Here is a 23,982-nt window from a genome sequence, read left to right as displayed (position 1 = left end):
CCCCGAGCGGCACGCATGCCCGCAGCTGGGCGCGCCCGCACCCGCCGCCGTACGGCGCGGCCCCGACCCACCTCCACCGGTCAGGCGAAGCCGCAGCCGCAGCCGCTTACGCCGTGCCACCCCCCACGCTCGGCTGCTCCTCCCCCGGCTCGCGGCGCGCCAAGCGGCTGTGGTTGCGGCCGTACAGGAAGTAGACGAGGAAGCCGGCGGCCATCCAGATGGCGAAGCGGACCCACGTCTCGGCGGGCAGGTTGATCATCAGCCACAGCGAGGCGCACACCGACAGGATCGGAACGACCGGCACCCACGGCGTACGGAACGACCGCGGCAGGTCGGGCCGCCTCTTGCGGAGGATGATCACGCCGATGGCGACGACCACGAAGGCGAACAGCGTGCCGATGTTCACCAGCGCGGCCAGTTCCGTCAGCGGCGTGAACCCGGCGAGGATCGCGATGATCACGCCGAGCAGGATCGTCGGCCGGTGCGGCGTCTTGAACCGCGGGTGGACGTGCGAGAAGAACCGCGGCAGCAGCCCGTCCCGGCTCATCGCGAAGAACACCCGGGTCTGCCCCAGCAGCAGGATCATGCACACCGTCGTCAGGCCGACCGCGGCGCCGAAGCTGATGAAGCCCGCGAACCACGGATGCCCGGTCGCCTTGAAGGCATCGGCCAGCGGCGCGTCGACGGACAGCTGGCTGTAGTGCTGCATGCCGGTGACGACGATCGACACGAGGACGTACAGCGTCGTGCAGATCACGAGGGAGCCGAGGATGCCACGCGGCATGTCGCGCTGCGGCTGCTTGGTCTCCTCCGCGGCCGTGGCCACGACGTCGAAGCCGATGAAGGCGAAGAACACGACCGAGGCCGCCGTGAAGATGCCCATCACGCCGAAGTTGGAGGGCGCCCAGCCGAACATCAACTGGATCAGCGGGGAGTCGAGGCTCGACCCCGCCTCCACCGGCTTCTCCTCCGGGATGAACGGGTCGTAGTTCTTGCCGTCGATGAGGAACGCACCCGCGATGATCACGACGAGGACGACGGTCACCTTGATGGCGACGACGACCGACGTGATCCGCGCGGACAGCTTCATGCCGATCACGAGGATGACGGTGAGGACGAGGACGAGCGCTGCGGCGAGGATGTCGAAGCCGAAGGTGTCGGCCCCTTCCCGGCTGCCCAGCGCCGCGGGCATGGTCCAGCCCGCGTTCTCCAGGAGCGACTGGATGTAGCCGGACCAGCCGACGGCCACCACCGCCGTCCCCAGCGCGAACTCCAGGACCAGGTCCCAGCCGATGATCCAGGCGGGAAGCTCCCCCAGCGAGGCGTAGGAGAACGTGTAGGCGGACCCGGCGACCGGAACCGTGGAGGCGAACTCGGCGTAGCAGAGCGCGGCCAGGGCGCAGGCGACGCCGGCCGCCACGAACGCCAGGGCCGTCGCGGGCCCGGCGTTGTTCTTGGCGACTGTGCCGGTGAGGACGAAGATGCCCGTGCCGATGATCACACCGACGCCGAAGACGGTCAGATCCAGCGCGGACAGGGACTTCTTGAGCGCGTGCTCTGGTTCCTCGGTGTCGAGGATGGACTGCTCGACCTTCTTCGTCCGGAAGAGGGTACTGCTCACGGGGTACCTCCCACGCTTGTCGTCCTCGACATGATCGAGAGGGGGCACCATCCGTATGCCCCGACGGGGGAGGATTCACGCCATTGGGCCGGTTTCACCACCCTTCACGGTGGTGAAACCGGCCCATTCAGCGGTGTCAGTCGCGCGCGGTTTCCACAGCGTCCGCGGCGGACCGCTCGTAGCGGCCGTCGAGGCGGGCGACCAGCCCGGTCACCTGCCGGGCGATGTCCGGCGCGGTCAGACCGATCTCGGCCAGGACCTCGGCACGCGAGGCGTGGTCGAGGAAGCGCGGCGGGATGCCGAAGTCGCGCAGCGGCACATCCACACCCGCGTCGCGCAGCGCCTGCGCGACCGCCGAACCCACGCCGCCGACCCGGCTGTTGTCCTCGACGGTGACGACCACGCGGTGCTGCTCGGCGAGCGGGGCCATGGCCTCGTCGACGGGCTTGACCCAGCGCGGGTCGACGACGGTCGTGGAGATGCCCTGCTTGTCGAGCAGGCCGGCGATCTCCAGGCACATCGGCGCGAGGGCGCCGACGGAGACCAGCAGGACGTCCGGCCGGTCGGTGCCGGGCTCGCGCAGGACGTCCATGCCGCCCACGCGCCGCACGGCGGGCACGGCGGGGCCGACGGCGCCCTTGGAGAAGCGGACCACGGTCGGCGCGTCGTCGACGGCGACGGCCTCGCGCAGCTGGGCGCGGACCTGGTCGGCGTCACGCGGTGCGGCCAGCCGCAGTCCGGGCACGACCTGGAGGATCGACATGTCCCACATGCCGTTGTGGGAGGCGCCGTCGGTGCCGGTGACCCCGGCCCGGTCGAGCACGAACGTGACGCCGCACTTGTGCAGGGCCACGTCCATCAGCACCTGGTCGAAGGCGCGGTTGAGGAAGGTGGCGTAGACGGCGAAGACCGGGTGCACGCCGCCCGTGGCCAGGCCGGCCGCGGAGACGGCGCCGTGCTGCTCGGCGATGCCGACGTCGTAGACCCGTTTGGGGAAGCGCTTGGCGAACTTGTCGAGGCCCACGGGCTGGAGCATGGCGGCCGTGATGGCGACGATGTCCTCGCGCTCCTCGCCGAGCCTGACCATCTCCTCGCCGAACACGGAGGTCCAGTCGGCGCCGGAGCTGGCGATCGGCAGGCCCGTGTCGGGGTGGATCTTGCCGACGGCGTGGAAGCGGTCCGCCTCGTCCTGGAGGGCGGGCTGGTAGCCGCGGCCCTTCTCGGTGAGGCAGTGCACGATGACCGGCCCGCCGAACCGCTTGGCCTTGGCGAGCGCGGACTCCAGGGCCTCCAGGTCGTGCCCGTCGATCGGCCCGACGTACTTGAGGCCGAGGTCCTCGAACATGCCCTGCGGGGCGATGAAGTCCTTCAGGCCCTTCTTGGCGCCGTGCAGGGTGTCGTAGAGCGCCTGGCCGACCACGGGGGTGCGCTCCAGAACCTCCTTGGTGCGGGCGAGGAAGCGCTCGTAGCCGTCCGTCGTGCGCAGCGTCGCGAGGTGGTTGGCGAGGCCGCCGATGGTCGGCGCGTAGGAGCGCTCGTTGTCGTTGACGACGATGACGAGCGGGCGGTCCTTGGCGTCGGCGATGTTGTTCAGCGCCTCCCAGGCCATGCCGCCGGTCAGGGCGCCGTCACCGATCACGGCGACGACGTGGTCGTCGCGCTCGAGGATCTGGTTGGCCTTGGCGATGCCGTCGGCCCAGCCGAGGACGGTCGAGGCGTGCGAGTTCTCGATGACGTCGTGCTCGGACTCGGCCTGCGAGGGGTAGCCGGACAGGCCGCCCTTCATCTTCAGCTTCGAGAAGTCCTGGCGGCCGGTGAGCAGCTTGTGGACGTAGGACTGGTGGCCGGTGTCCCAGAGCACCTTGTCACGGGGCGAGTCGAAGACCCGGTGCAGGGCGATGGTGAGCTCCACCACGCCGAGGTTGGGGCCGAGGTGACCGCCGGTCTTGGAGACCGCTTCCACAAGGAAGGTCCGGATCTCCTCCGCCAGCTGGTTCAGCTCCTCCAGGTTGAGCCGGTCCAGATCACGCGGTCCCCTGATACGGGTCAGCAGCGGCACCCGTGCCTCCTTGCAGTAGAGCTGTTGCCGGGCTTGTCGAGTCTAATGTTCCGCCTTTGCGGGCGGCTCCGTGGCCTCGCGTCGTACGTCACGCGTTCGGCTGTACCCATCTTGTGCCACACCTACGACACACCTGTGCCCGGTACCTGGGAGGTACCGGGCACAGGCGGGTGCGGGCGTTACGCGCGCCCGGCGGTCTTCTGCGTCTTGCGGGTGACGGCGTCGATGACGACCGTGGCCAACAGCACACCACCGGTGATCATGTACTGCACCGGGGAGGCGATGCCCTCCAGGGCGAGGCCGTACTGGATGGACACGATCACCAGCACACCGAGCAGGGCGTTCCAGGTGCGTCCACGGCCGCCGAACAGCGACGTGCCACCGATCACCGCCGCGGCGATCGCGTTCATCAGCAGGTCACCACCGCCGGCGCCCTGGTTGGCCGCGGCGATCTTGGAGGCGATGAACAGGCCGCCCACCGCGGCGAAGGTGCCGGAGATCGCGAACACCGAGATCCGGACCATCTCCACGTTGATACCGGCACGGCGGGACGCCTCGACGCTGCCGCCGAGCGCGAACACCTTCCGGCCGTACGACGTGCGGCGCAGCACGAAGTCCGTGACCAGCAGCACCGCGATGAAGATCACCACGGCGAGCGGCAGGCCCTTGTACTGGTTGAAGACGATGGCGACGGTGAAGGCGAGCACCGCCAGCAGCACGGTCCGCACGATGGTCTCGCTCAGCGGCCTCGACGGCACGCCCGCGGCCTCGCGGCGCCGGTTGCCGAGGAAGGAGCTGAGGAAGAACCCGGCGGTCACCACGGCGGCCAGCGCGTACGCGGCGGCCACGTCGGAGAAGTAGTAGCTGGTCAGCTGGGCCACGACCCCGTCCGGGTCGAGGTTGATCGTGCCGTTGTCGCCGAGGATCTGGAGCATGAAGCCGTTCCAGAACAGCAGACCGGCCAGGGTGACGGCGAACGCGGGGACGCCGATCTTCGCGAAGAAGAAGCCGTGCAGCACGCCGGCGACGGTGCCGGTGAGGATGGCCAGCACGAAGGCGAGCCACTCGTTCATGCCGTTGGTGACGTTCAGCACCGCGAAGGACGCACCCGCCACACCGGACACCGAGCCGACCGACAGGTCGATCTCGCCGAGCAGCAGCACGAAGACGATGCCGACGGCGATCATGCCGGTGCCGACCATGGCGACGGACATGTCGGACAGGTTGCCCGCGGTGAGGAAGTTGGGGTTCAGGCTCGTGAAGATGATCCAGATGATCGCCAGGCCGATGACGACCGGGATGGAGCCCAGGTCACCGGACTTCATCTTCCGCTTGAACTCGGTGACGTAGCCCTTGAGGCCCTGCTCGCGGACCAGCAGCCGGGGGTCGACCACCGTGACGGCCGCCTTGGCCGCCTCGGGGTTCTCCACGACGTGGTCGTCCGGAGCCGCGGAGGTCTTGTCGATGCTCACTTGGAAACCTCCCCGTTCGTGCGCGCCGCACGGCGGGTCACGGCGTTGTCGGTGGCGCCGGTGATGGCGGAGATGATCTCTTCCTGCGAGGTCGACTTGACCTCGAAGACGCCGTTGTTGCGCCCGAGGCGCAGCACGGCGACCTTGTCCGCGACGGCCTTCACATCGGCCATGTTGTGGCTGATGAGGATCACGGCGTGGCCGCGCTCGCGCAGCCGCTCGACCAGGTCGAGGACCTGTGCGGTCTGCTCGACGCCGAGGGCGGCGGTGGGCTCGTCGAGGATGACCAGCTTGGGCTCGCCGAGCATGGAACGGGCGATGGCCACGGTCTGGCGCTGACCGCCGGAGAGCGAGGCGATCGGGATGCGCACGCTGGGGATGCGGATCGACAGCGTGTCGAGCAGCTCGCGGGAGCGGCGCTCCATCTCCACCTCGTCCAGAACGCCGCGCTTGCGGATCTCCCGGCCCAGGTAGAGGTTGCCGACGACGTCGATGTTGTCGCAGAGCGCGAGGTCCTGGTAGACGGTCGCGATGCCCAGGTTCTGGGCGTCGTGCGGCTTGCTGATCTGGACGGACCTGCCGTCCCATTCGATGACGCCCTCATCGATGGGGTGCACGCCGGCGATCGTCTTGACCAGCGTGGACTTTCCGGCTCCGTTGTCGCCGACCAGGGCGACCACTTCACCGGCGTGGACCTCAAGCTCTACGTCGGTGAGCGCCTGAACGGCACCGAACCGCTTGGAGACCCCGCGCAACGCCAGCACGGGCGTAGCGGACACGTGAACCATCTCCTTCGCCGCCTGACCCGGCGGGAGGTTGTGCAGAAGTGTGGGAGGAGTGATCCGTCCGGCGCCCCGCAGAGCTTGCGGGGCTGATGTGGCGGGGCGCCGGAGGAACTCGGGGGCGGACCGGCCCCTGCATGGAGTCACGGGAGCCCGGCTCGGACTCCCGTGCTCCGCAGGGGACTTGGCGGTCGCTTACTTGAGACCGATCTTGTCGCAGGCGGCCTTGTACTTGCCCGCGCAGATCTCGTTCACGGTGTAGATGCCGTCCTTGATGACGGTGTCGTTGATGTTGTCCTTCGTCAGCGAGACGACCGGGACGAGGACGGAGGGGATGGCCTTGGTGGTCGGGCTGTCGACCTTGTCCTTGGCGATCGAGTCGAGCGACTTGCCCTGGGCGAGGGCGACGGCCATCTCGGCCGCGACGTCCGCCTCCTGGGGGTAGGGCTTGTAGACGCTCATGTACTGCTCACCGGTGACGATGCGCTGCACGCCGGAGAGTTCGGCGTCCTGGCCGGTGACGGGGATGTCCTCGAGGCCGGCGGCCTTCAGGGCGGTGATGATGCCGCCCGCCATGCCGTCGTTGGCGGAGTAGACGCCGACGATCTTGTCCTTGCCGAGGGCGGAGATGGCGCCCTCCATGTTGGCGTTGGCGTTCTCCGGCTTCCACTCCTTGGTGTCGTACTCGCGGCCGACCTTCACCTTGCCGTCGAGCACCTCGTGGGCACCCTGCTTGAACTGGGCGGCGTTCGGGTCGGTGGAGGACCCGTTCATCATGACGATCTGGCCGTCCTTGGCCTTGTCGCCGAGGGCCTTCAGCAGGGCCTCGCCCTGCGTCTTGCCGACGGTGACGTTGTCGAACGAGGTGTAGGCGTCGATCGGGCCCTCGGCCAGGCGGTCGTAGGCGACGACGGGGATGCCGGCGTCCTTGGCCTTCTTCACCGAGCCGGCGATGGCCTTGGAGTCCACCGCGTCCACGATCAGCACGTCGACCTTGTTGGTCACCATCGTGTCGACCTGCTGGTTCTGGGTGCTGGCGTCCTGCTTGGCGTTGGCGTAGACGACCTCGCCCTTGCCGCCGGTGAGCTCCTTGACCTTCTTCTCGATGAGCACCCGGTCGAACTTCTCGTAACGGGCGGTCGCGTTCTCCGGAAGGAGCAGGCCGACCTTGATGTCGTCGCCCTTCTTGGCGGACCCGGTGGAGTCGGCGTTGTCACCCGACTCCTTGGCGCTGCCACAGGCAGCAAGCGAAACGGCCATCGCACCGGCGGCAACAGCAACAGCGGCGCGACGCATACGCGTGTTCACTTCAGAAACCTCCCTGACGAGGCCGCGACATTGCGGCCGAGGTGGCTGGAAGTCAACTCGGCCACACGTGCGACGTCAAGAAGTAAATCCTTAACGAGATGGCAACGGTGCCATCCGTTCTCTAAGTGAAGGCAGGGGTGACTGCCTGGAGGGCACCGGGAGCCGTCCCGTCCAAAAGCGTCGAATCGCCCATCTCGCTGAGGGCGAGGGCGAGCGCTCCGAGCACCTCCGCACGGCCGCCGAGGGCACCGGGGAGAACGGACAACTGGCGTGCCGCGCTGGGGATGGCGTAGCGGCCGACGGACTCCCGGATCGGCCCGAGGACCAGCTCACCGGCCTCGGCGAGATCACCGCCGAGGACCACGCGGCTCGGGTTCAGCAGATTGCAGAGATTGGCCACTCCGCTGCCGATGTGGCGGCCGACGTCGGCGATCACCCGACGGCAGCCCGGATCTCCGTCCCGCGCCAGCCGTACGACGCCCTCCATGGTCAGATCGGTGCCGTGACTGGACTGGAGGAGCGGGAGCACGTAGCGCGCGGCCGTGAAGGTCTCCAGGCAGCCGCGGTTTCCGCATCGGCAGACCGGGCCGGATTCATCGAGTGTAATATGCCCGATTTCTCCGGCGGTGCCGCCGGGGCCGCGGTAGATCTTGCCGCTGATCACCAGGCCGGCGCCGACGCCGCTGGCGACCTTGATGTAGGCCAGGTCGCGGACGCCTCGGCCGCTGCCCCAGACCATCTCGCCGAGGGCGCCGAGGTTGGCGTCGTTGTCCACGTGCACGGGGACGCCGAGGCGGCCGCGCAGCTCCTCGGCGGGGTTGGTGCCGGTCCATCCCGGGAGGATGGCGGTCGAGCCGAGGGTGCCGGACTCGACGTCGATGGGGCCGGGGACGCCGAGGCCGACGCCGGCGATCTTGGAGCGGTCCACGCCGGTGGCTTCGATCAGGCGGGTGACCAGCTGTTCCGCGCGGTCGAAGCCCTGGGTGGACGAGGCGTCCACGTCCAGGGGCTCGGACTCCTCGGCGAGGACCTGGTGGGCGAGGTTGCCGATGGCGACGCGGAGGTGGGTGTGGCCGAAGTCGACGCCGATGACGATGCCGGCGTCGCCGCTGAGCGACACGCTGCGGGCGCGGCGGCCGCCGGCGGAGGTCGGTGTGACCTCGACGGTGCCGCTGTCCTTCAACTCCCGGACGATGTTGGAGACCGTCGCCGCGGACAGGCCTGTCGTCCTCGCGATCTCGGCCTGGGTGAGGGAGCCCGCCAGGCGCACGGCTCGTACGACACGCTCCAGGTTGGCTCGGTGCAGCGATGACTGCGACCCCGGAGTCTCCACGACGACCTCCTGCGCGCGGGGCCGCCTCGATGAGGCCCCGTCTATGTCCAACTAGTGAACTCTAAGCTGAGCCGTTCGGGTTGCCTCCCGTCAAGAGGTTGAACTGATTCCGAGGGGTATGCGGGTGGTTGCGCAGGGCTACGTGGGGGTTCGCGCTTCCGCCTGACCGGCGGGTGGGGGGCCGGGGCCGCGCCGGGGGGTGTCCGTCCTCGGAACGGCGCGATGGACCTTCATACCGACTGACTGTCCGTTGACGCGCCAACCGCTGCGGGCGGACACCCCCCGACACGGCCCCTTGCGCCGTCCGGCGGCTAGCTGCGGGCATGCGTGCCGCTGGGGGCGGCACCCGTCCCAAGGAGAGCGGCACCCCGCTGCGCCGGGCTGCGGACCCACCCGGCCCCGGCTGCGACGCCGAGTCGTGGGAACCGGCGGTACCGCGGCCCGGCCGTCCTACTTCAGCGCCCCCGCCGTAAGCCCCTGCACCACCTGTCGCTGGAAGATGACGTACGCCGCCAGCACCGGCAGCATCGCCATCACGAGGCCCGCGAAGAGGCCCGACCAGTCGCCCTTGTAGCCCTGGCTGACGGCCAGCTGGACCAGGCCCTGGGTCAGGACCCGCTTGTCGGGGTCGGTATTGAGGACCGTGGGGAGCATGTACTGGTTCCACTGGCCGAGGAAGTTGAAGATGCCGACGCTGATCAGCCCCGGCTTGGCCATGGGCAGCATGATCTGGAAGAACGTGCGGCTGTGGGACGCCCCGTCCACGAAGGCCGCTTCGGCGATCGACGTCGGCAGCGTGCGGAAGAACGCCGTGAGGAAGAACACCGTGAACGGCAGCGAGTAGGCGATGTAGACCAGGATCAGCCCGTGGATGGTGTTCAGCAGGCCCATGTTGTTCACGACGTAGAACAGGGGGACCAGGGCGAGCATGATCGGGAAGCTCATGCCGCCGATGAACAGGAAGTAGATGAAGCGGTTGCCCGGGAAGTCGAAACGGGCGAGGACGTACGCCGCCATGGAGCCCAGGACCAGGGTTCCCACGAGTGAACCGCCGACCACGAGGACCGTGTTGAGGAAGTAGTCGCTCATGTTGGCCTGCGTCCACGCCCGCGACCAGTTGTCGAAGTGCAGGGAGTCCGGGAGCGACCAGGGGGAGCTGAAGATGGAGCGGTCGTCCTTGAAGGACGTCATGACCGCCCAGAGCAGCGGCAGGACCACCATGAACGCCCAGATGACCAGGACGCCGTGGGAGAAGACGTTGAGGACCGTGCCTTCCTTCCTCTCCTTGGCGGGAGGGGGCGGCTGGAGGTCCGTCTTGGTGATCGGTGCGCCGGACTCGGCCGGCAGCGGCGCGGGGGTTTCGGTCGTCTTCATGGGTCAGTACTCCAGCCGCTCGCGACGGCCCAGCCGCATCACCACGGCGGCGAAGGCCAGCGTGACGACGAGCAGGGCGACACCGATGGTGGTGGCGTAGGCGGCCTGCCCGTCACGGAACGCCTTCTGGTACACGTACAGGACCATGACGGTGGTCGAGTAGTCGGGACCGCCCGGGCCGGTCGTCATGATCTGCACGACCGCGAACGACTCGGCGCCCAGGGCGAGGATGCCCACGTAGACCCAGCCGGACTGCACCGTGTCCCACAGCAGGGGCAGGGTGACCCGGAAGAACGTGGTGACGCGGTTCGCGCCGTCCAGGAGCGCGGCCTCGTACATCTCCGCCGGGATGGAGGCCATGCCGGCGGAGAAGAGGACCACGAAGAAACCGACCGTGGACCAGACCAGGACCCCCATCACCGCCCAGAGGGCCAGATCGGGGTCGCCCAGCCAGAGGGGCTGGACGTCGTCCAGGCCGACGCCGCGCAGGAGCGAGTTGATCGCGCCGCTGTCCGGGTTGTACGCGAACGCGAACAGCAGCGCGACGATGGCGATCGAGAGGACCTGCGGAAAGAAGTAGACGATTTTGTAGAAGCCGGAGCCGCGGACGCCGGTGATGACGGGCCCGTTTCTCCGTTTTCTGCCGCCTACGTTGATCATGAAGGCGAAGAACAGCGCCAGGCCGATCGTCACCACCGGCAGCAGGAGGGCGAACAGCAGGCTGTGCTGCAGCGACTTCCAGAAGATGTCGTCGTCGAGCATCCGGCTGTAGTTGTCGAAACCGACCATCTTGAATTCGGGGCTCAGGCCGGTCCAGTCCGTGAACGAGTAGTAGATGGACTGGATGAACGGCCAGACCACGAAGAGCGCGTACAGTCCCAGGGGCAGCGCTAGGAAGCCCACGATGAACCGGTACTTGCCGTGCTGCATCGCCACTCCGGTGCCGTTGCGGAAAATGGTTTTCCGGTTGCCGTTACTGGTGCTTGTAGTGCTTGATGGAGTCGTCCTTGGCCGCCTCGTCGGCGAAACCCTGGATCTTCTTGATGGCCTCGGCCGGGGTGAGGCGGCCGGCCATCATCTCGCCCAGGCCGGACACACCGATCTTCTCCTTCTGCAACTGCACGTACCAGTCCTGCAGACGGGGATTCACCACGTTCTCGCCCGCCTTGTCCAGCGCCGCGACGCCGGATTTGAGGCCGGGGGTGAGGGGGATGCCGTCGGTGCCGCCGTTGTACGCGGTCAGCGATTTCACCTTGCCGGTGAAGTTCTTGGACGACGCCTCACTGAGCATGATGCGCAGTTGCTCCATGCCGCCGGCCGCGTTCTTGGCCTTGGCCGGGACGATGAAGGGCTCGCCGCCGGAGGCCCAGATGGTGCCGAAGGGCATCGCGTCGGAGGAGTCGAGGCCGGTCGGCGCGGAGACGGCCAGGTCGAAGTCGTCGGGGATGACGTTGGCCGACTCGTTCTCCACCCAGGAGCCGTTCGGGATGAACAGTGCCTTGCCCTCGGCCCAGGCGGTCTGCGACTGGATGTGGTCCAGGCCCGGGGTGCCCTTGAGGACGTAACCCTTTTTGTAGAGCTCGTAGTACGCCTCGAAACAGGCCTTGACGGCCGGGTGCTTCCAGGCGTTCGGCTCCAGGTTGTCGATCGCGTCGAGGACCTCGCGGCCGCCGACCTTGCCGATCATCGGGTAGAGGGAGAAGGGGATGTAGTACGGGTATTTGCCCGCGTACGTCCAGCCCGCCATGCCCTTCTTCTTGGCCTTCGCGCAGACCGCGAGCATCTGGTCCCAGGTCTCCGGGTACTGCTCGTCGAGCGAGTCCAGGGCCTTCTGTGAATACCAGACGCCGTACACCGTGTAGGCGTAGTACAGGATCCAGACCTTCTCGCCGTCGAACTGGCCCATCTCCACGATGCCGGGGCGCAGCGTGTCGCGGACCTTCTTGTTCGGGTCGTCGTAGGAGGGCGCGTCCAGCAGCGGGGTGAGGTCGGAGAGCTGGTTCTTGCCGACCAGGACGCCCATGTCCATCTGCTCGGCGCCGGAGTTGTCGATGAGGTCCGGCGGGGTGCCCTGGTTGAAGCGGGGCTGGAGCGTGGACTGGATCTTCTGGGTGGCGGAGAACTTCACCTTGGCCTGGGGGAAGTTCTTCTCGTAGATCTTCACGGCGTCCTCGGCGTACTCCTTGCCGAAGCCGCCGTCGAACAGGACGAATTCCATGCCGGCCGTGTCGTTGACGGCGAGCGGGTTCTTCGCGGTCTTCTTGCCGGCCTTGGCCTTGTCCCCGCTGTCGTCGCCGCCGCTGCTGGCGCAGGCGGACAACAAGCTCATGGTGGGGACGGAGATCAGCCCGAGCGCGGCAGACCTTTTGATCAGATCACGGCGGCCGACACCTTCGGTGCCGTGGTTCTCGGCGGAAGTGGATCCCATGCTCAAGTCCTCGCCTTCTCCAGGACTCAGGCGGTGAACCGGATCCTTCCCGGCACCGCGATCGGGTCAAGCTGGGTCGTGCAGGAAAGTGCGGGTGGTGACGTGCGAATCGGGTGAAGCGTGCGACAGGTATAGTCCACTTCCCGCCAGCGGATCAACATCGAACACAGGGTTGGCCGTGGGTCTTATCCGAGTTGAGACCTCGCGGAAGTATGAGTGACCTGTGGGTGCTCCGCCGGAAATATCCCGGTCACCGCGCCCGAATGCCACAGGCAACACCCTTGACACTCCCGGCCACTTGGGCAACTACTGGTCCTTGCGCATTGAAGGTGACAACGTTGTCCACTGCGCAGGGAGGGTACCCGTTGATGCAGCGGAAAGCTCGGCACAGATGGGGGTCGGCGGTCGTGTCGGCGACCGCCTTCGCATTGGCCCTGAGTTCACAGGGCGTTGCGGTCGCACGGCCCGAAGCCCCCGAAACCCCCGACCGGGAGTTCGCGTCCTCGTTCGAGTCGGATGACCCGGTTCCGGACTGGCTGAACACCGTCGACACCACCCCGGGCGGCGGCAAACGAGCCTCGGGAGTCGACGGCGGCTACAGCAGCGGCATACCGGGAAATGTGACCGACCAGGTCACCGACGTCCGGGCCAGCGCCGAGAACACGGGCGGCGGGGAGGTGAAGGAGAACCTCGTCGACGGCGAGCCGAGCACCAAGTGGCTCGTCTTCGCATCCACCGGCTGGGCCGAGTTCGACCTGGACAAACCGATCAAACTGACGCGTTATGCGCTGACGTCGGCCAATGACCATGATGAGCGCGACCCGAAGGACTGGACCCTGAAGGGCTCCGCCGACGGGAAGGAGTGGAAGACGCTCGACACCCGCTCCGGCGAGTCCTTCTCCGAGCGCTTCCAGACGAAGACGTACGAGCTCGCCGAACCCGGCGAGTACCGGCACTTCCGGCTGGACGTCACCGGGAACAACGGCGGCGGCATCCTCCAGCTCGCCGACCTCCAGCTGTCCACGGGCGGCGCCGACGGGCCCGTACCGCAGGACATGCTGTCGCTCGTCGACCGGGGCCCGAGCGGCTCCCCCACCGCGAAGGCGGGCGCCGGGTTCACCGGAAAGCGCGCCCTGCGTTACGCCGGCCGGCACACCGCAGAGGGCCGGGCGTACTCGTACAACAAGGTCTTCGACGTGAACGTGGCCGTCGGCCGGAACACGCGGCTGGCCTACCGCGTCTTCCCGTCCATGGCGGACGGTGACCTCGACTACGACGCGACGAACGTCTCCGTCGACCTCGCCTTCACCGACGGCACCCATCTGAGCGACCTGCGCGCCACCGACCAGCACGGCTTCCCGCTGACCCCGCAGGGGCAGGGCGCGGCGAAGGTCCTCTACGTCAACCAGTGGAACAACGTGGAATCGCGGATCGGCTCGGTCGCGGCCGGGAAGACCGTGGACCGGATCCTGGTGGCCTACGACTCCCCCAAGGGCCCGGCGAAGTTCCGGGGCTGGCTGGACGATGTGAGCATCGAGTCCGTCGCCCCCGAGCGGCCGAAGGCGCATCTGTCGGACTACGCGGTCACGACCCGGGGCACCAACTCCAGCGGCGGCTTCTCCCGGGGCAACAACTTCCCCGCGACGGCGGTGCCGCACGGCTTCAACTTCTGGACGCCGGTGACCAACGCGGGCTCGCTGAGCTGGCTGTACGACTACGCACGCGCCAACAACGCGGACAACCTGCCGACGATCCAGGCGTTCAGCGCGAGCCACGAGCCGAGTCCCTGGATGGGCGACCGGCAGACCTTCCAGGTGATGCCGTCCGTCGCGTCCGGGACCCCGGACCTGGGCCGGGAGGCCCGGGAGCTGGCCTTCCGGCACGAGAACGAGACCGCGCGGCCGTACTACTACGGGGTGCGGTTCGAGAACGGGCTGAAGGCGGAGATGGCGCCGACGGACCACGCGGCGGCGCTGCGGTTCACCTACCCCGGCGACGACGCGAGTGTCCTGTTGGACAACGTGACCGACCAGGCGGGGCTGACGCTCGACAAGGAGAACGGGGTCGTCACCGGCTACTCGGACGTGAAGTCCGGGCTGTCGACGGGCGCGACCCGGCTGTTCGTCTACGGCGAGTTCGACAAGCCGGTGAGCGAGGGCTCCTCGGCCGGTGTGAAGGGGTACCTGCGCTTCAAGGCCGACGACCGGACCGTCACCCTGCGCCTGGCGACCTCGCTCATCAGCCTCGACCAGGCCAAGGACAACCTCCGCCAGGAGATTCCCGAAGGGAAGTCCTTCGAGGCCGTCAAGAAGAGCGCACAGCGGCAGTGGGACCGGCTGCTCGGCAAGGTCGAGGTCGAGGGCGCGACCCCCGACCAGCTGACGACGCTGTACTCCAGCCTGTACCGGCTGTACCTGTATCCGAACTCCGGTTTCGAGAAGGTCGGCGGGAAGCACCGGTACGCCTCGCCCTTCTCCCCCATGCCGAACCCGGACACCCCGACGCACACCGGCGCGAAGATCGTCGACGGCAAGGTGTACGTGAACAACGGGTTCTGGGACACCTACCGGACGACCTGGCCGGCGTACTCCTTGCTCACTCCGTCCCGGGCGGGTGAACTGGTCGACGGGTTCGTGCAGCAGTACAAGGACGGCGGCTGGACCTCGCGCTGGTCCTCCCCCGGCTACGCGGACCTCATGACGGGTACCTCGTCGGACGTGGCGTTCGCGGACGCGTACGTCAAGGGCGTCGACTTCGACGCGAAGGCGGCGTACGACGCGGCGGTGAAGAACGCCACGGTCGTACCGCCGAACTCGGGCGTCGGCCGCAAGGGCATGGCCACCTCCCCCTTCCTCGGCTACACGAGCACCGAGACCCACGAGGGCCTGTCCTGGGCGCTGGAGGGCTATCTCAACGACTACGGCATCTCTCGCATGGGCCGGAAGCTCTACGAGGAGACCGGCGAGCGACGCTACAAGGAGGAGTCGGAGTACTTCCTGAACCGCGCCCGGGACTATGTGAACCTCTTCGACACGAAGGCCGGGTTCTTCCAGGGCCGCAACGCCAAGGGCGACTGGCGGGTGGAGTCCTCGAAGTACGACCCGCGCGTGTGGGGCCACGACTACACCGAGACCAACGGGTACGGCTACGCCTTCACCGCCCCGCAGGACAGCCGGGGCCTGGCGAACCTGTACGGCGGGCGCAAGGGCCTCGCCGACAAGCTCGACGACTACTTCTCCACCCCGGAGACCGCCTCCCCCGAGTTCGTCGGCTCCTACGGCGGTGTCATCCACGAGATGACCGAGGCGCGCGATGTCCGGATGGGCATGTACGGGCACTCCAACCAGGTCGCCCACCACGCGATCTACATGTACGACGCGGCCGGGCAGCCCTGGAAGGCGCAGAAGAACGTCCGCGAGGTGCTGTCCCGGCTGTACACGGGCAGCGAGATCGGGCAGGGCTACCACGGTGACGAGGACAACGGCGAGCAGTCGGCCTGGTTCCTGTTCTCCTCGCTCGGCTTCTACCCGCTGGTGATGGGCAGCGGCGAGTACGCGATCGGCTCACCCCTGTTCACCAAGGCGACCGTGCATCTGGAGAACGGGCGCGAGCTGGTGGTGAAGGCGCCCCGGAACAGCGCGAAGAACGTCTACGTGCAGGGGCTGAAGGTCAACGGCCGGACGTGGACGAAGACCTCGCTGCCGCACTCGCTGATCGCCAAGGGCGGTGTCCTGGAGTTCGACATGGGCTCGCGGCCGTCGTCCTGGGGCACGGGCGAGCACGCCGCGCCCGTGTCGATCACCCGGGACGACGAGGTGCCGGCGCCGCGCGCGGACGTGCTGGAGGGTGACGGCGCCCTGTTCGACGACACGTCGGCGACGGACGCCGCGGTGACCTCCGTGGACCTGCCGGTCCGCAAGGGAGCCGAGGCGGTCCAGTACACGCTGACCTCGTCGGCGGACCGGGCGAAGGCACCGGCCGGATGGACGCTCCAGGGCTCCTCCGACGGCACCACCTGGCGGACGCTGGACCGGCGCTCCGGGGAGTCCTTCGCCTGGGACCGTCAGACGCGCGCGTTCTCCGTGAGGTCGCCGGGTACGTACCAGAAGTACCGCCTGGTCCTCGACGGCGAGGCCACCCTGGCGGAGGTCGAACTGCTCTCCTGAGCAGCAGAGTTGGCAGTGCGATGCCGCTTCCCGTGCCCGTCCTGCCCGAGGGTGCCGACCCGGCCTGGCTGCCGCCCGCCGCCTTCCGGGCGGTCGGCAGCCGGCGGCCCTGATCCGGGGATCGGGTCCGCTGGTGGAGACGGTGCACGGGGAGCCGGCGACCGCGGCACGGACCGGGCCCGGGCCGCGTACGGCCATTTCGTGCCGCTGGACGGGGAGTTCGAGGCCGACGCCGTGCTCCAGGTGCAGCACGGGCCGATGGATTTCCAGATCAGGGAGCGCACTCGGGCCGCGTCGGTCTCTGCCGCGAGGCAGCCGAGACCGTGGAACACCCGAGACCGTGGAACACCCGCGCGATCACTCCGTGATCGGGGACTCCGCGGTGCAACCGCCGGCGGTCACCAGGCCCTTGGCACTTTGCTCCTCGAGCACCTTGCCCTTGTAGATGATCTTGCAGGTGACCTGGGCCCCTTCGGGGTCCGTGGCGACCGGCATCACGGCAGCGGGCATGATGCCGCGCAGCGTGACCGTCTTCTTCCAGGGCAGCTCCGGCTTCGACACCGACTCGATCTTCGGCTCCATGGCCTTGCCACCGCCGCCGTGGAAGTCGATCGAGTCGATGTTCTTCCCCGTGACCTCGTAGGTGACCTCGTACGTCTCGTTCACCGCCTTGTCGACCTGGTCGACCGCCTCGGAGCAGGAGCTGAGGCCGAGCGCGAGAGCGCCGACCGCGACGGAGCAGAAGGCTGCACGAAGAGCGCGGTTCACGTGGATCCCCCCGGATCATGATGGTCGGATCCGCAGCCAACCGCAAAGGAAAGGTAAAGTCAACTTGCTCCGACCGGCCTCGCCACCTGCAACGGCCGGGCTGTGATGGTCCACAACGCCGGCTGGAACGGCTGCCTGGCCCCGGGCATGAGCACGACGTTCTGCTACGTCGTCTCCGGTGCATGGGCGTCGACCCAGCCGGTCACGCGCCCCATATGTCGCTGTTATCCAGGTGTGCGATTCTGTTGTGAGGGTGCCCTGCCGCTCATGAGCGGCGTGGATCCGCCATGGGAGGCGCGACCCCGCGCCGCCGGTCCCGTGCCCGCGTCGTCGTCGCCTGAGTCCCGGGGACTCCCACCTGCCGGTGGCTGCGGCATGGACGGGAGGTGGATGCGGACATGCCCCATCACGGCGATGCCCGGGCCGCGGTCCCCGCTCTTCGGGCGCCGGGGAACGGGGGCACCGGTCCGCCTCGTCCCGCTCCGGAGACGGCCGCCCGAGCGCGGCTGCTGGCGTTCGCCGGGGTGGCGCTGGCGGCGGTGTACGTGCGCAGTGAGGACGGCGCGGAGCTGCGCCTGGTGGAGTCGGCCGGGGCCGAGTCCGAGCAGCGGTACCAGTTGCCGGGGCGGGTGCCGCTCCCGGATTCCGCGGGAGCTCCGGGCACCGGGCCGAGCTACTCCCCCGGGGCGGAATCCCCTGCCGCTCCCCACGGCGCTCCCACCTCGGCATCCCCGGGCCCGACCGACCCGGGGCGCGGTTGTCCGGCCGTCGCCGAGGCGTTTCTGCGCGGGCGGGCCGTATGGCTCGCGAGCGCGGTGCTGCCCGGATCTGAGGAAGCCGAGGCCACGGCCGCACCCCTCGGGGCGCTGCCGCTGGGGGCCGCCGGCGGGTGGCTGGGCTGTCTCGTCGTGGTCGGAGAGGCCGGGGAAGGGTTCGGCGCCGAACAGCAGGAGTTCCTGGAGCGATACGCCGAAGCCGTCGCCGAGCGGCTGCGCGGCGAGGCCGACCGGTCGGCGCCCTCACCCCTGCTGGATTCGGCCCTGCGCGCCATGGGCGTCGGGTCCTTCGCCCTGTCGCCCGGCACCGGGCTGGTCGAGACGGATCCGGCCCTGCTCGAACTCGTCGGCATCCCCGAGGGCGGTTTCGACGGCAAGACCGACACCCTGCTCTCCTGCAGCGTCCCGGAGGACGTCCCGGCGCTGATGTCGGTCATCGAGCCGTCCGCGCAGACCCCGGGCCGGCGTGAGCTGGAGTTCCGGATCCGCCGCCCGACCGGTGAACTGTGCTGGCTGCGGCTGAACTGCCGCGTGCTGAAGGGGCCCGACGGCACCCCGGAGCGGGTGCTGGGCGTGGTGAGCGCGGCGCCGGTGCTGCGCCGCAGCGCCAGCGACGTCGCCCGGATCCAGTGGCTGACGGCCGCGCTCGACGACGCCACGACCGTACGGGACGTCAGCCGGGTGGTGGTCGCCGCGCTGCGCGAGCCGCTCGGTGCCGACCGGGTGGCACTCGCCGAACTGCTGGAGGACCGGCTCGCGGTCACCGTGCTCGATCCGCCGCGTGCGGGTGCCTGGCCGGAGCTGTGGCGGCGCGAGTGGCGCTCGGAGTGGCCCGACGCGCCGGTCACCGCCCTGCCCACGCTCCAGGCGGCGCTGCGGGACGGGCGGATGAGCCTGTGGCCGGCGGGTTCCGTGCTGGAACCCGGGCTCGCGGGGATCGGTCCCGGCGGCCTCGCGGTGCTGCCGCTGCCGGCCAAGAGCGGAGTCGCGGGGGTGTGCCTGGTCGGCTGGGACACCCCGCACGAGTTCGCCCCCGAGGAACGGGCCCTGCTGACCGCGACGGCGGGCCTGGTCGGGCAGGCCCTGAAGCGCGCGCACGCCTACGACGCCGAGCAGGAGCTCGCGACGATGCTCCAGCGCAGCCTGCTGCCGCGCCGGCTTCCCCGGCTGCCCGGGGGCACCGCGGTGGCCCGCTATCTGCCGGCCCGGCGCGGGCTCCAGGTGGGCGGCGACTGGTACGACGTGATCGCGCTGTCGGAGAGCAAGGTCGCCCTGGTCATCGGTGATGTGCAGGGGCACAGCGCCGGGGCCGCGACGATCATGGGCCAGATGCGTACGGCGGTCAGGGCCTACGCCGTGGAGGGTCATCCGCCGGACGTGGTCGTCGCGCACGCCAACCGGCTGCTCGTCGGCATGGAGACGGACCTGTTCGCCACCTGCTGCTACGTCGAGCTCGACATGGAGGAGGGCAACGCGCTGTTCGTCCGGGCCGGGCATCTGGCCCCGCTCGTACGGCATCCCGACGGCAGCACCGCGGAGATCGCCGTCGAGGGCGGGCTCCCCCTGGGCGTCCTCGCGGACGCGGAGTTCCCGCTGACGGCACTGGCGCTCGCCCCGGGCTCGGTGCTCGCGCTGGTCACGGACGGTCTGGTCGAGTCGGCGGATCTGCAGGTGGACGAGGGCATGCGGCTCGTCCGCCGGTCGCTCGCCGAGGCCGATCCCGCCGACCTCGGGGGGATGGCCGACGCGCTGCTCGGCGAGGACCGGCGCCGTGAGGACGACGTGGCGGTGCTGCTGCTGCGCTACGACGGGATGCGGGTCCGGCCGGTGCGGGCGAGCTGGGTGGTGTGGCGGCTGCCGGACGCGGTGATGCACGCGCGCAGGTTCAGTGCGCGCACGCTGCGTTCGTGGGGCATCGCGGCCGAGGCCGACACGGTCCTGCTGGTGGTGTCGGAGCTGGTCACCAACGCGCTGGTGCACACGCAGGGCGCGGTCCGGGTGGAGCTGACCCTGGCGGCGGACCGGCTGCGGGTGACCGTGAGCGACTCCTCGCCCCGGGCGCCGGCCAAGCCGGTGGTCGTGGACTGGGAGTCGACGGGCGGCCGCGGGCTCTTCCTGGTCGAGGCGGTGTCGGCGGCCTGGGGCTCGGTGCCGGTGGGCGGCGGCAAGCAGGTATGGAGCGAGATCGTCGTCACCCGTCCGGAACGGGAGCCCGAGGAGGGCGAGGAGCCGGACGACGAACCGGAGGAGGAGCCGGAGGAGGAGCGGAAGCCGGGCCGTGGCTGGGGCCTGGGCCGCGACCGGAGCTGGGGCCTGGTCCGGAACCGGGACCGCCGCAAGGCCCGCGAGCAGGGCCGGCCCCGCGACGGCGAACCAGCCACAAACCGCGACACCGACCGCCCGACGCACCGCGACGACGACCGCGTCACGGACCGCGACGGCGAACCGGCGACGGGCCGTGACGACGACCGCGCCACGGACCGCGGCCATGACCGCGGCCGAGCGCCGGGCCGCGACGGGGAGCAGGACGCGGACCGCAGGGGCGACAAGGACGCAGGGCACAGGGGTGAGCAGGCCGTGGGGCTCGACCGGGCCATGGAGCACATCGGCGACGGCGTCGCCGAGCCTCCCCCGTCCTCACGCCGGAACCGGGCCGACGGGGGAGGCCCCTGATGCGTGGCCTTGGCCTGCGCGGCGTCGCCGGACTGCTGGCGGTCCTCCTGGCCGTCTCCCTCGCCGGGTGTACCGACAGCGCCGGGGAGGGCGAGGGTGAGCTGACCGTCGGGCTGCTGCTGCCGAGCCGGGCCGTGCCCCGCTGGGAGAAGTCCGACAAGCCGCTGATCGAGAAGCGGGTGAAGGAGCTGTGCCCCGAGTGCACGGTCGTGTACGCCAACGCCGAGAACGACGCGGCGAGCCAGCGGCAGCAGATGAACTCCATGATCACCCGGGGCGTCTCGGTCCTGATGCTGGACGTCGTCGACCCCAAGGCCCTGCGTTCCTCGGTCCGCGCGGCACACCGCGAGGGCATCCCGGTCGTCGCCTACGACCGCCTCGCCGAGGGGCCGATCTCGGGTTTCGTCAGTTTCGACGGCGCCCGGGTCGGCAGGCTCCAGGGCCGGGCGCTCCTGGACGGCATGGGTGCCAGGGCCGACGGCGGCGGTGTCGTCATGATGAACGGCGACCCCTCCAGCCCCAACGCCGCCTGGTACGAGGGCGGAGCCCGGTCCGTCCTGGAGGGCCAGGTGCGGATCCTGAAGTCGTACAACACCCTCGGGTGGCGCACGGAGAACGCGCACGACCAGATGTCCGCCGCGATCAGCGACCTCGGCCCGAGCCGGATCGACGGGGTGCTCGCGGCCAACGACTCGATCGCGGCCGGTGTCGTCTCGGCCCTCAAGAGCGCCCGTGTCTCGCCGCTGCCCCCGGTCACCGGGCAGGACGCCGACCTCGACGCCGTGCAGCGCATCGTCGAGGGCGAGCAGTACATGACCGTCTACAAGCCGTTCCGGCTGGAGACCGAGGCGGCCGCCGCGATGGCCGTCGCCCTGGCGCGCGGCAACGACATCGACGCCCTGGTCACGACGCAGGTGGACAGCCCCACGACGAAGGACGTCCCGGCGATCCTGCTCACCCCGACCGCCGTGACGCGCGAGACGATCGGCCGGACGCTCGTGCGGGACGCCGTCTACACGATCGACCAGATCTGCACCCCGAAGCTCCGCCCGGCCTGTGACCGGGCCGGGCTCACCCGGTGAGCGAGGTGGTCCCCGTGGCCCATCCCCCCGTACTGGCGTTGCGCGGCATCACCAAGCGCTTCGGCGGCGTCCAGGCGCTCGTGGACGTCGATCTCCAGGTCCGGGCCGGGGAGGTCGTGGCCCTGGCCGGTGACAACGGAGCCGGCAAGTCCACACTGGTCAAGGTGATCTCCGGGGTCAGCCCAGCCGACCGGGGCATCATCGAGTGGGAGGGGCGCCTGGTGCAGATCAGGCGCCCGCACGACGCCCACGCCCTGGGCATCGCGACCGTCTACCAGGACCTCGCCATGTGCGACAACCTGGACGTGGTCGGCAATCTCTTCCTCGGCCGCGAGATCGACCGGGTGGGCGTCCTCGACGAGGTCGAGATGGAGCGCCGCGCCCGTGATCTGATGCGGGCCCTGTCGATCCGCATCCCCGACGTGCGGATGCCGGTCGCGGCACTGTCGGCCGGGCAGCGGCAGGCCGTGGCGATCTCCCGCTCGCTGATGGGCTCGCCCAAGGTGCTGCAGCTCGACGAGCCGACCGCCGCCCTGGGCGTGGAGCAGACCAGCCATCTGCTCGACCTGATCGAGGGCGTGCGCGACCGCGGGATGGCGATCATCCTCATCAGTCACAACATGGGCGACATCAAGGCCGTCGCGGACCGGGTCGCCGTGCTGCGGCTGGGCCGCAACAACGGTCTGTTCGACGTGAGCACCGTGACCCAGGAGCAGATCATCTCCTCCGTCACCGGGGCCGCGGACAACGCCGTGGCCCATCGGACGAAGGGCGACGAGGAGGCGTGGCCGTGAGCCGCGGGGGGCCGCGCGGGGACGGCGGGCCGGCCGGGACGGGCAGTGCCGGGCCGGTCACCACCGGCCGCGAGCCAGGCGCCGCCCGCGGCTGGCAGGACAGTGTGCGGGAGTACGTCCGGGACCTCCGCGGCGGTGTGCGCGACGGCGAGCGGGGGCCGCTGCTGGTCATCACCGGGCTGATCGTGATCTGGATCGTCTTCCAGGGGCTGGACGACAAGTTCCTCTCGCCGCGCAACCTGTCCAACCTGAGCGTGGACATCGTCGGGACCGGGCTGGTCGCCGTCGGCATCGTGTTCGTGCTGCTGATCCGGGAGATCGATCTGTCGGTGGGCTCGGTCAGCGGCCTGGCGGGGGCGGCGTTCGCCGTGCTCAACGTGAACCACGGGGTGCCGGAGTGGCTGGCGGTGATCGTGGCGGTGGCCGCGGGCACGGCGGTGGGCGCCTTCCACGGGTTCTTCCATGCCTGGTTCGGCGTGCCCGCGTTCGTGGTGACACTGGCCGGGCTGCTGATCTGGAACGGTCTGACGCTCTACCTGCTGGGGGCGAGCGGCACGATCAACATCGACGAGGACGGCCTGGTCGCCTCCCTGACCAGCCGGCACTTCGACAACGACCTGGCGGCGTACGCGGTCGCGGCGCTCGGCACGGGCGGGTACTTCCTGGCCGCCCGCCGCCGGCGGAGCCGCCACCGGGCGACCGGGATGCCCTACCGGCCCGGGGGCGAGATCTGGTTGCGCACCGCTCTGCTCGCGGTGGTCGCGTTCGCCGCGGCCCACACCCTCAACCGGTTCCAGGGACTGCCGCTCGCGCTGCTGATCTTCCTGGTGGTCCTGGTCGTCTCGGACTACGTGCTGCGCCGCACCCGTTACGGGCGGCAGGTCTACGCGCTCGGCGGCGGGGTCGAGGCGGCGCGGCGGGCCGGCATCGGGGTGGAGCGGGTGCGGGTCGCGATGTTCATGGTGTCGGGGACGCTGGCCGCGTTCGGCGGACTGTTCGTGGCCTCGGGGCTGACCTCGGCGAGCCCCACGACGGCGCGTGCCGCCGGTTCGGGGATGCTGCTGATCAACGCGATCGCGGCGGCCGTCATCGGCGGGACGAGTCTGTTCGGCGGGCGGGGCTCGCCCTGGTCGGTGCTGCTCGGTGTGGTGGTCATCCAGTCGATCGCCTCGGGCATGGGGCTGCTGGGGGTCCAGGACGCCGTGCAGTTCATGATCACCGGCGGGGTGCTGCTGGCCGCCGTGGCGGCGGACGCGTTGTCCCGGCGCGCTCAGGCCAGACGCGGCCGCCCCTGAGCGCAGACCTGCTTGGAAAATGCACCCATCATTCCTTTTTCTTACAAAATG

General features: G+C 69.6%; 14 protein-coding genes and 2 pseudogenes. 6 read left to right on the top strand and 10 right to left on the bottom strand.

What is annotated here, in order from left to right; translation table 11 throughout:
• Positions 1–106 precede the first annotated feature (106 nt).
• The 9 genes from IGS69_RS27175 to ngcE form a co-directional block, all read right to left on the bottom strand.
• Positions 107–1,621 carry an amino acid permease gene (locus tag IGS69_RS27175; protein WP_190903107.1) on the bottom strand — a complete coding sequence of 505 codons (1,515 nt, stop codon included), beginning with the start codon at positions 1,619–1,621 and terminating at the stop codon, positions 107–109.
• A gap of 136 nt (positions 1,622–1,757) precedes the next feature.
• Positions 1,758–3,680: a 1-deoxy-D-xylulose-5-phosphate synthase gene (dxs, locus tag IGS69_RS27170; protein WP_190903106.1), complete on the bottom strand. Its 1,923-nt coding sequence runs from the start codon at positions 3,678–3,680 to the stop codon at positions 1,758–1,760.
• A gap of 179 nt (positions 3,681–3,859) precedes the next feature.
• The gene (locus IGS69_RS27165; protein WP_190903105.1) at positions 3,860–5,152 is read right to left on the bottom strand and encodes a sugar ABC transporter permease; all 1,293 of its coding nucleotides are present in this window, start codon (positions 5,150–5,152) and stop codon (positions 3,860–3,862) included.
• Entirely contained in the window at positions 5,149–5,940 is a 792-nt protein-coding gene (locus IGS69_RS27160; protein ID WP_190903104.1) for an ATP-binding cassette domain-containing protein, read from the bottom strand. Before IGS69_RS27160 ends, IGS69_RS27165 begins: the two co-directional genes overlap by 4 nt.
• A gap of 189 nt (positions 5,941–6,129) precedes the next feature.
• The gene (locus IGS69_RS27155; protein WP_190904658.1) at positions 6,130–7,230 is read right to left on the bottom strand and encodes an ABC transporter substrate-binding protein; all 1,101 of its coding nucleotides are present in this window, start codon (positions 7,228–7,230) and stop codon (positions 6,130–6,132) included.
• A 133-nt stretch (positions 7,231–7,363) separates the two neighbouring features.
• Positions 7,364–8,575: an ROK family transcriptional regulator gene (locus tag IGS69_RS27150; protein WP_190903103.1), complete on the bottom strand. Its 1,212-nt coding sequence runs from the start codon at positions 8,573–8,575 to the stop codon at positions 7,364–7,366.
• A gap of 450 nt (positions 8,576–9,025) precedes the next feature.
• A complete protein-coding gene (locus tag IGS69_RS27145) occupies positions 9,026–9,949 on the bottom strand; it encodes a carbohydrate ABC transporter permease (protein WP_190903102.1) in 924 nt (307 codons plus the stop codon).
• A 3-nt stretch (positions 9,950–9,952) separates the two neighbouring features.
• A complete protein-coding gene (locus IGS69_RS27140; RefSeq protein ID WP_190903101.1) occupies positions 9,953–10,879 on the bottom strand; it encodes a carbohydrate ABC transporter permease in 927 nt (308 codons plus the stop codon).
• Positions 10,880–10,922: 43 nt separating this feature from the next.
• A complete protein-coding gene (ngcE, locus tag IGS69_RS27135) occupies positions 10,923–12,377 on the bottom strand; it encodes an N-acetylglucosamine/diacetylchitobiose ABC transporter substrate-binding protein (protein WP_190903100.1) in 1,455 nt (484 codons plus the stop codon).
• Positions 12,378–12,745: 368 nt separating this feature from the next.
• Between ngcE and IGS69_RS27130 the strand changes: the two genes are divergently transcribed.
• Positions 12,746–16,543, top strand: a complete 3,798-nt coding sequence (locus IGS69_RS27130) for a GH92 family glycosyl hydrolase (protein WP_190903099.1) — start codon at positions 12,746–12,748, stop codon at positions 16,541–16,543.
• A gap of 159 nt (positions 16,544–16,702) precedes the next feature.
• A pseudogene (locus IGS69_RS35095) lies at positions 16,703–16,822 on the top strand (hypothetical protein); the annotation flags it as partial.
• A gap of 78 nt (positions 16,823–16,900) precedes the next feature.
• On the opposite strand, the gene IGS69_RS27120 reads toward IGS69_RS35095, so the two are convergent.
• Positions 16,901–17,311: an MmpS family transport accessory protein gene (locus IGS69_RS27120; RefSeq protein WP_190903098.1), complete on the bottom strand. Its 411-nt coding sequence runs from the start codon at positions 17,309–17,311 to the stop codon at positions 16,901–16,903.
• Positions 17,312–17,709: 398 nt separating this feature from the next.
• On the opposite strand from IGS69_RS27120, the pseudogene IGS69_RS27115 reads away from it, so the two are divergent.
• The 4 genes and pseudogenes from IGS69_RS27115 to IGS69_RS27100 form a co-directional block, all read left to right on the top strand.
• A pseudogene (locus IGS69_RS27115) lies at positions 17,710–20,301 on the top strand (SpoIIE family protein phosphatase); the annotation flags it as partial.
• Between the two features lie 458 nt (positions 20,302–20,759).
• A complete protein-coding gene (locus tag IGS69_RS27110) occupies positions 20,760–21,842 on the top strand; it encodes a substrate-binding domain-containing protein (protein WP_190903097.1) in 1,083 nt (360 codons plus the stop codon).
• Positions 21,843–21,856: 14 nt separating this feature from the next.
• The gene (locus IGS69_RS27105) at positions 21,857–22,636 is read left to right on the top strand and encodes an ATP-binding cassette domain-containing protein (protein ID WP_190903096.1); all 780 of its coding nucleotides are present in this window, start codon (positions 21,857–21,859) and stop codon (positions 22,634–22,636) included.
• Positions 22,633–23,931: a sugar ABC transporter permease gene (locus tag IGS69_RS27100; protein ID WP_190903095.1), complete on the top strand. Its 1,299-nt coding sequence runs from the start codon at positions 22,633–22,635 to the stop codon at positions 23,929–23,931. Before IGS69_RS27105 ends, IGS69_RS27100 begins: the two co-directional genes overlap by 4 nt.
• Positions 23,932–23,982 lie beyond the last annotated feature (51 nt).

This window comes from Streptomyces tuirus (assembly GCF_014701095.1).
Taxonomy (GTDB): Bacteria; Actinomycetota; Actinomycetes; order Streptomycetales; family Streptomycetaceae; genus Streptomyces; species Streptomyces tuirus.
This window is presented reverse-complemented; position numbering and strand designations above follow the sequence as displayed.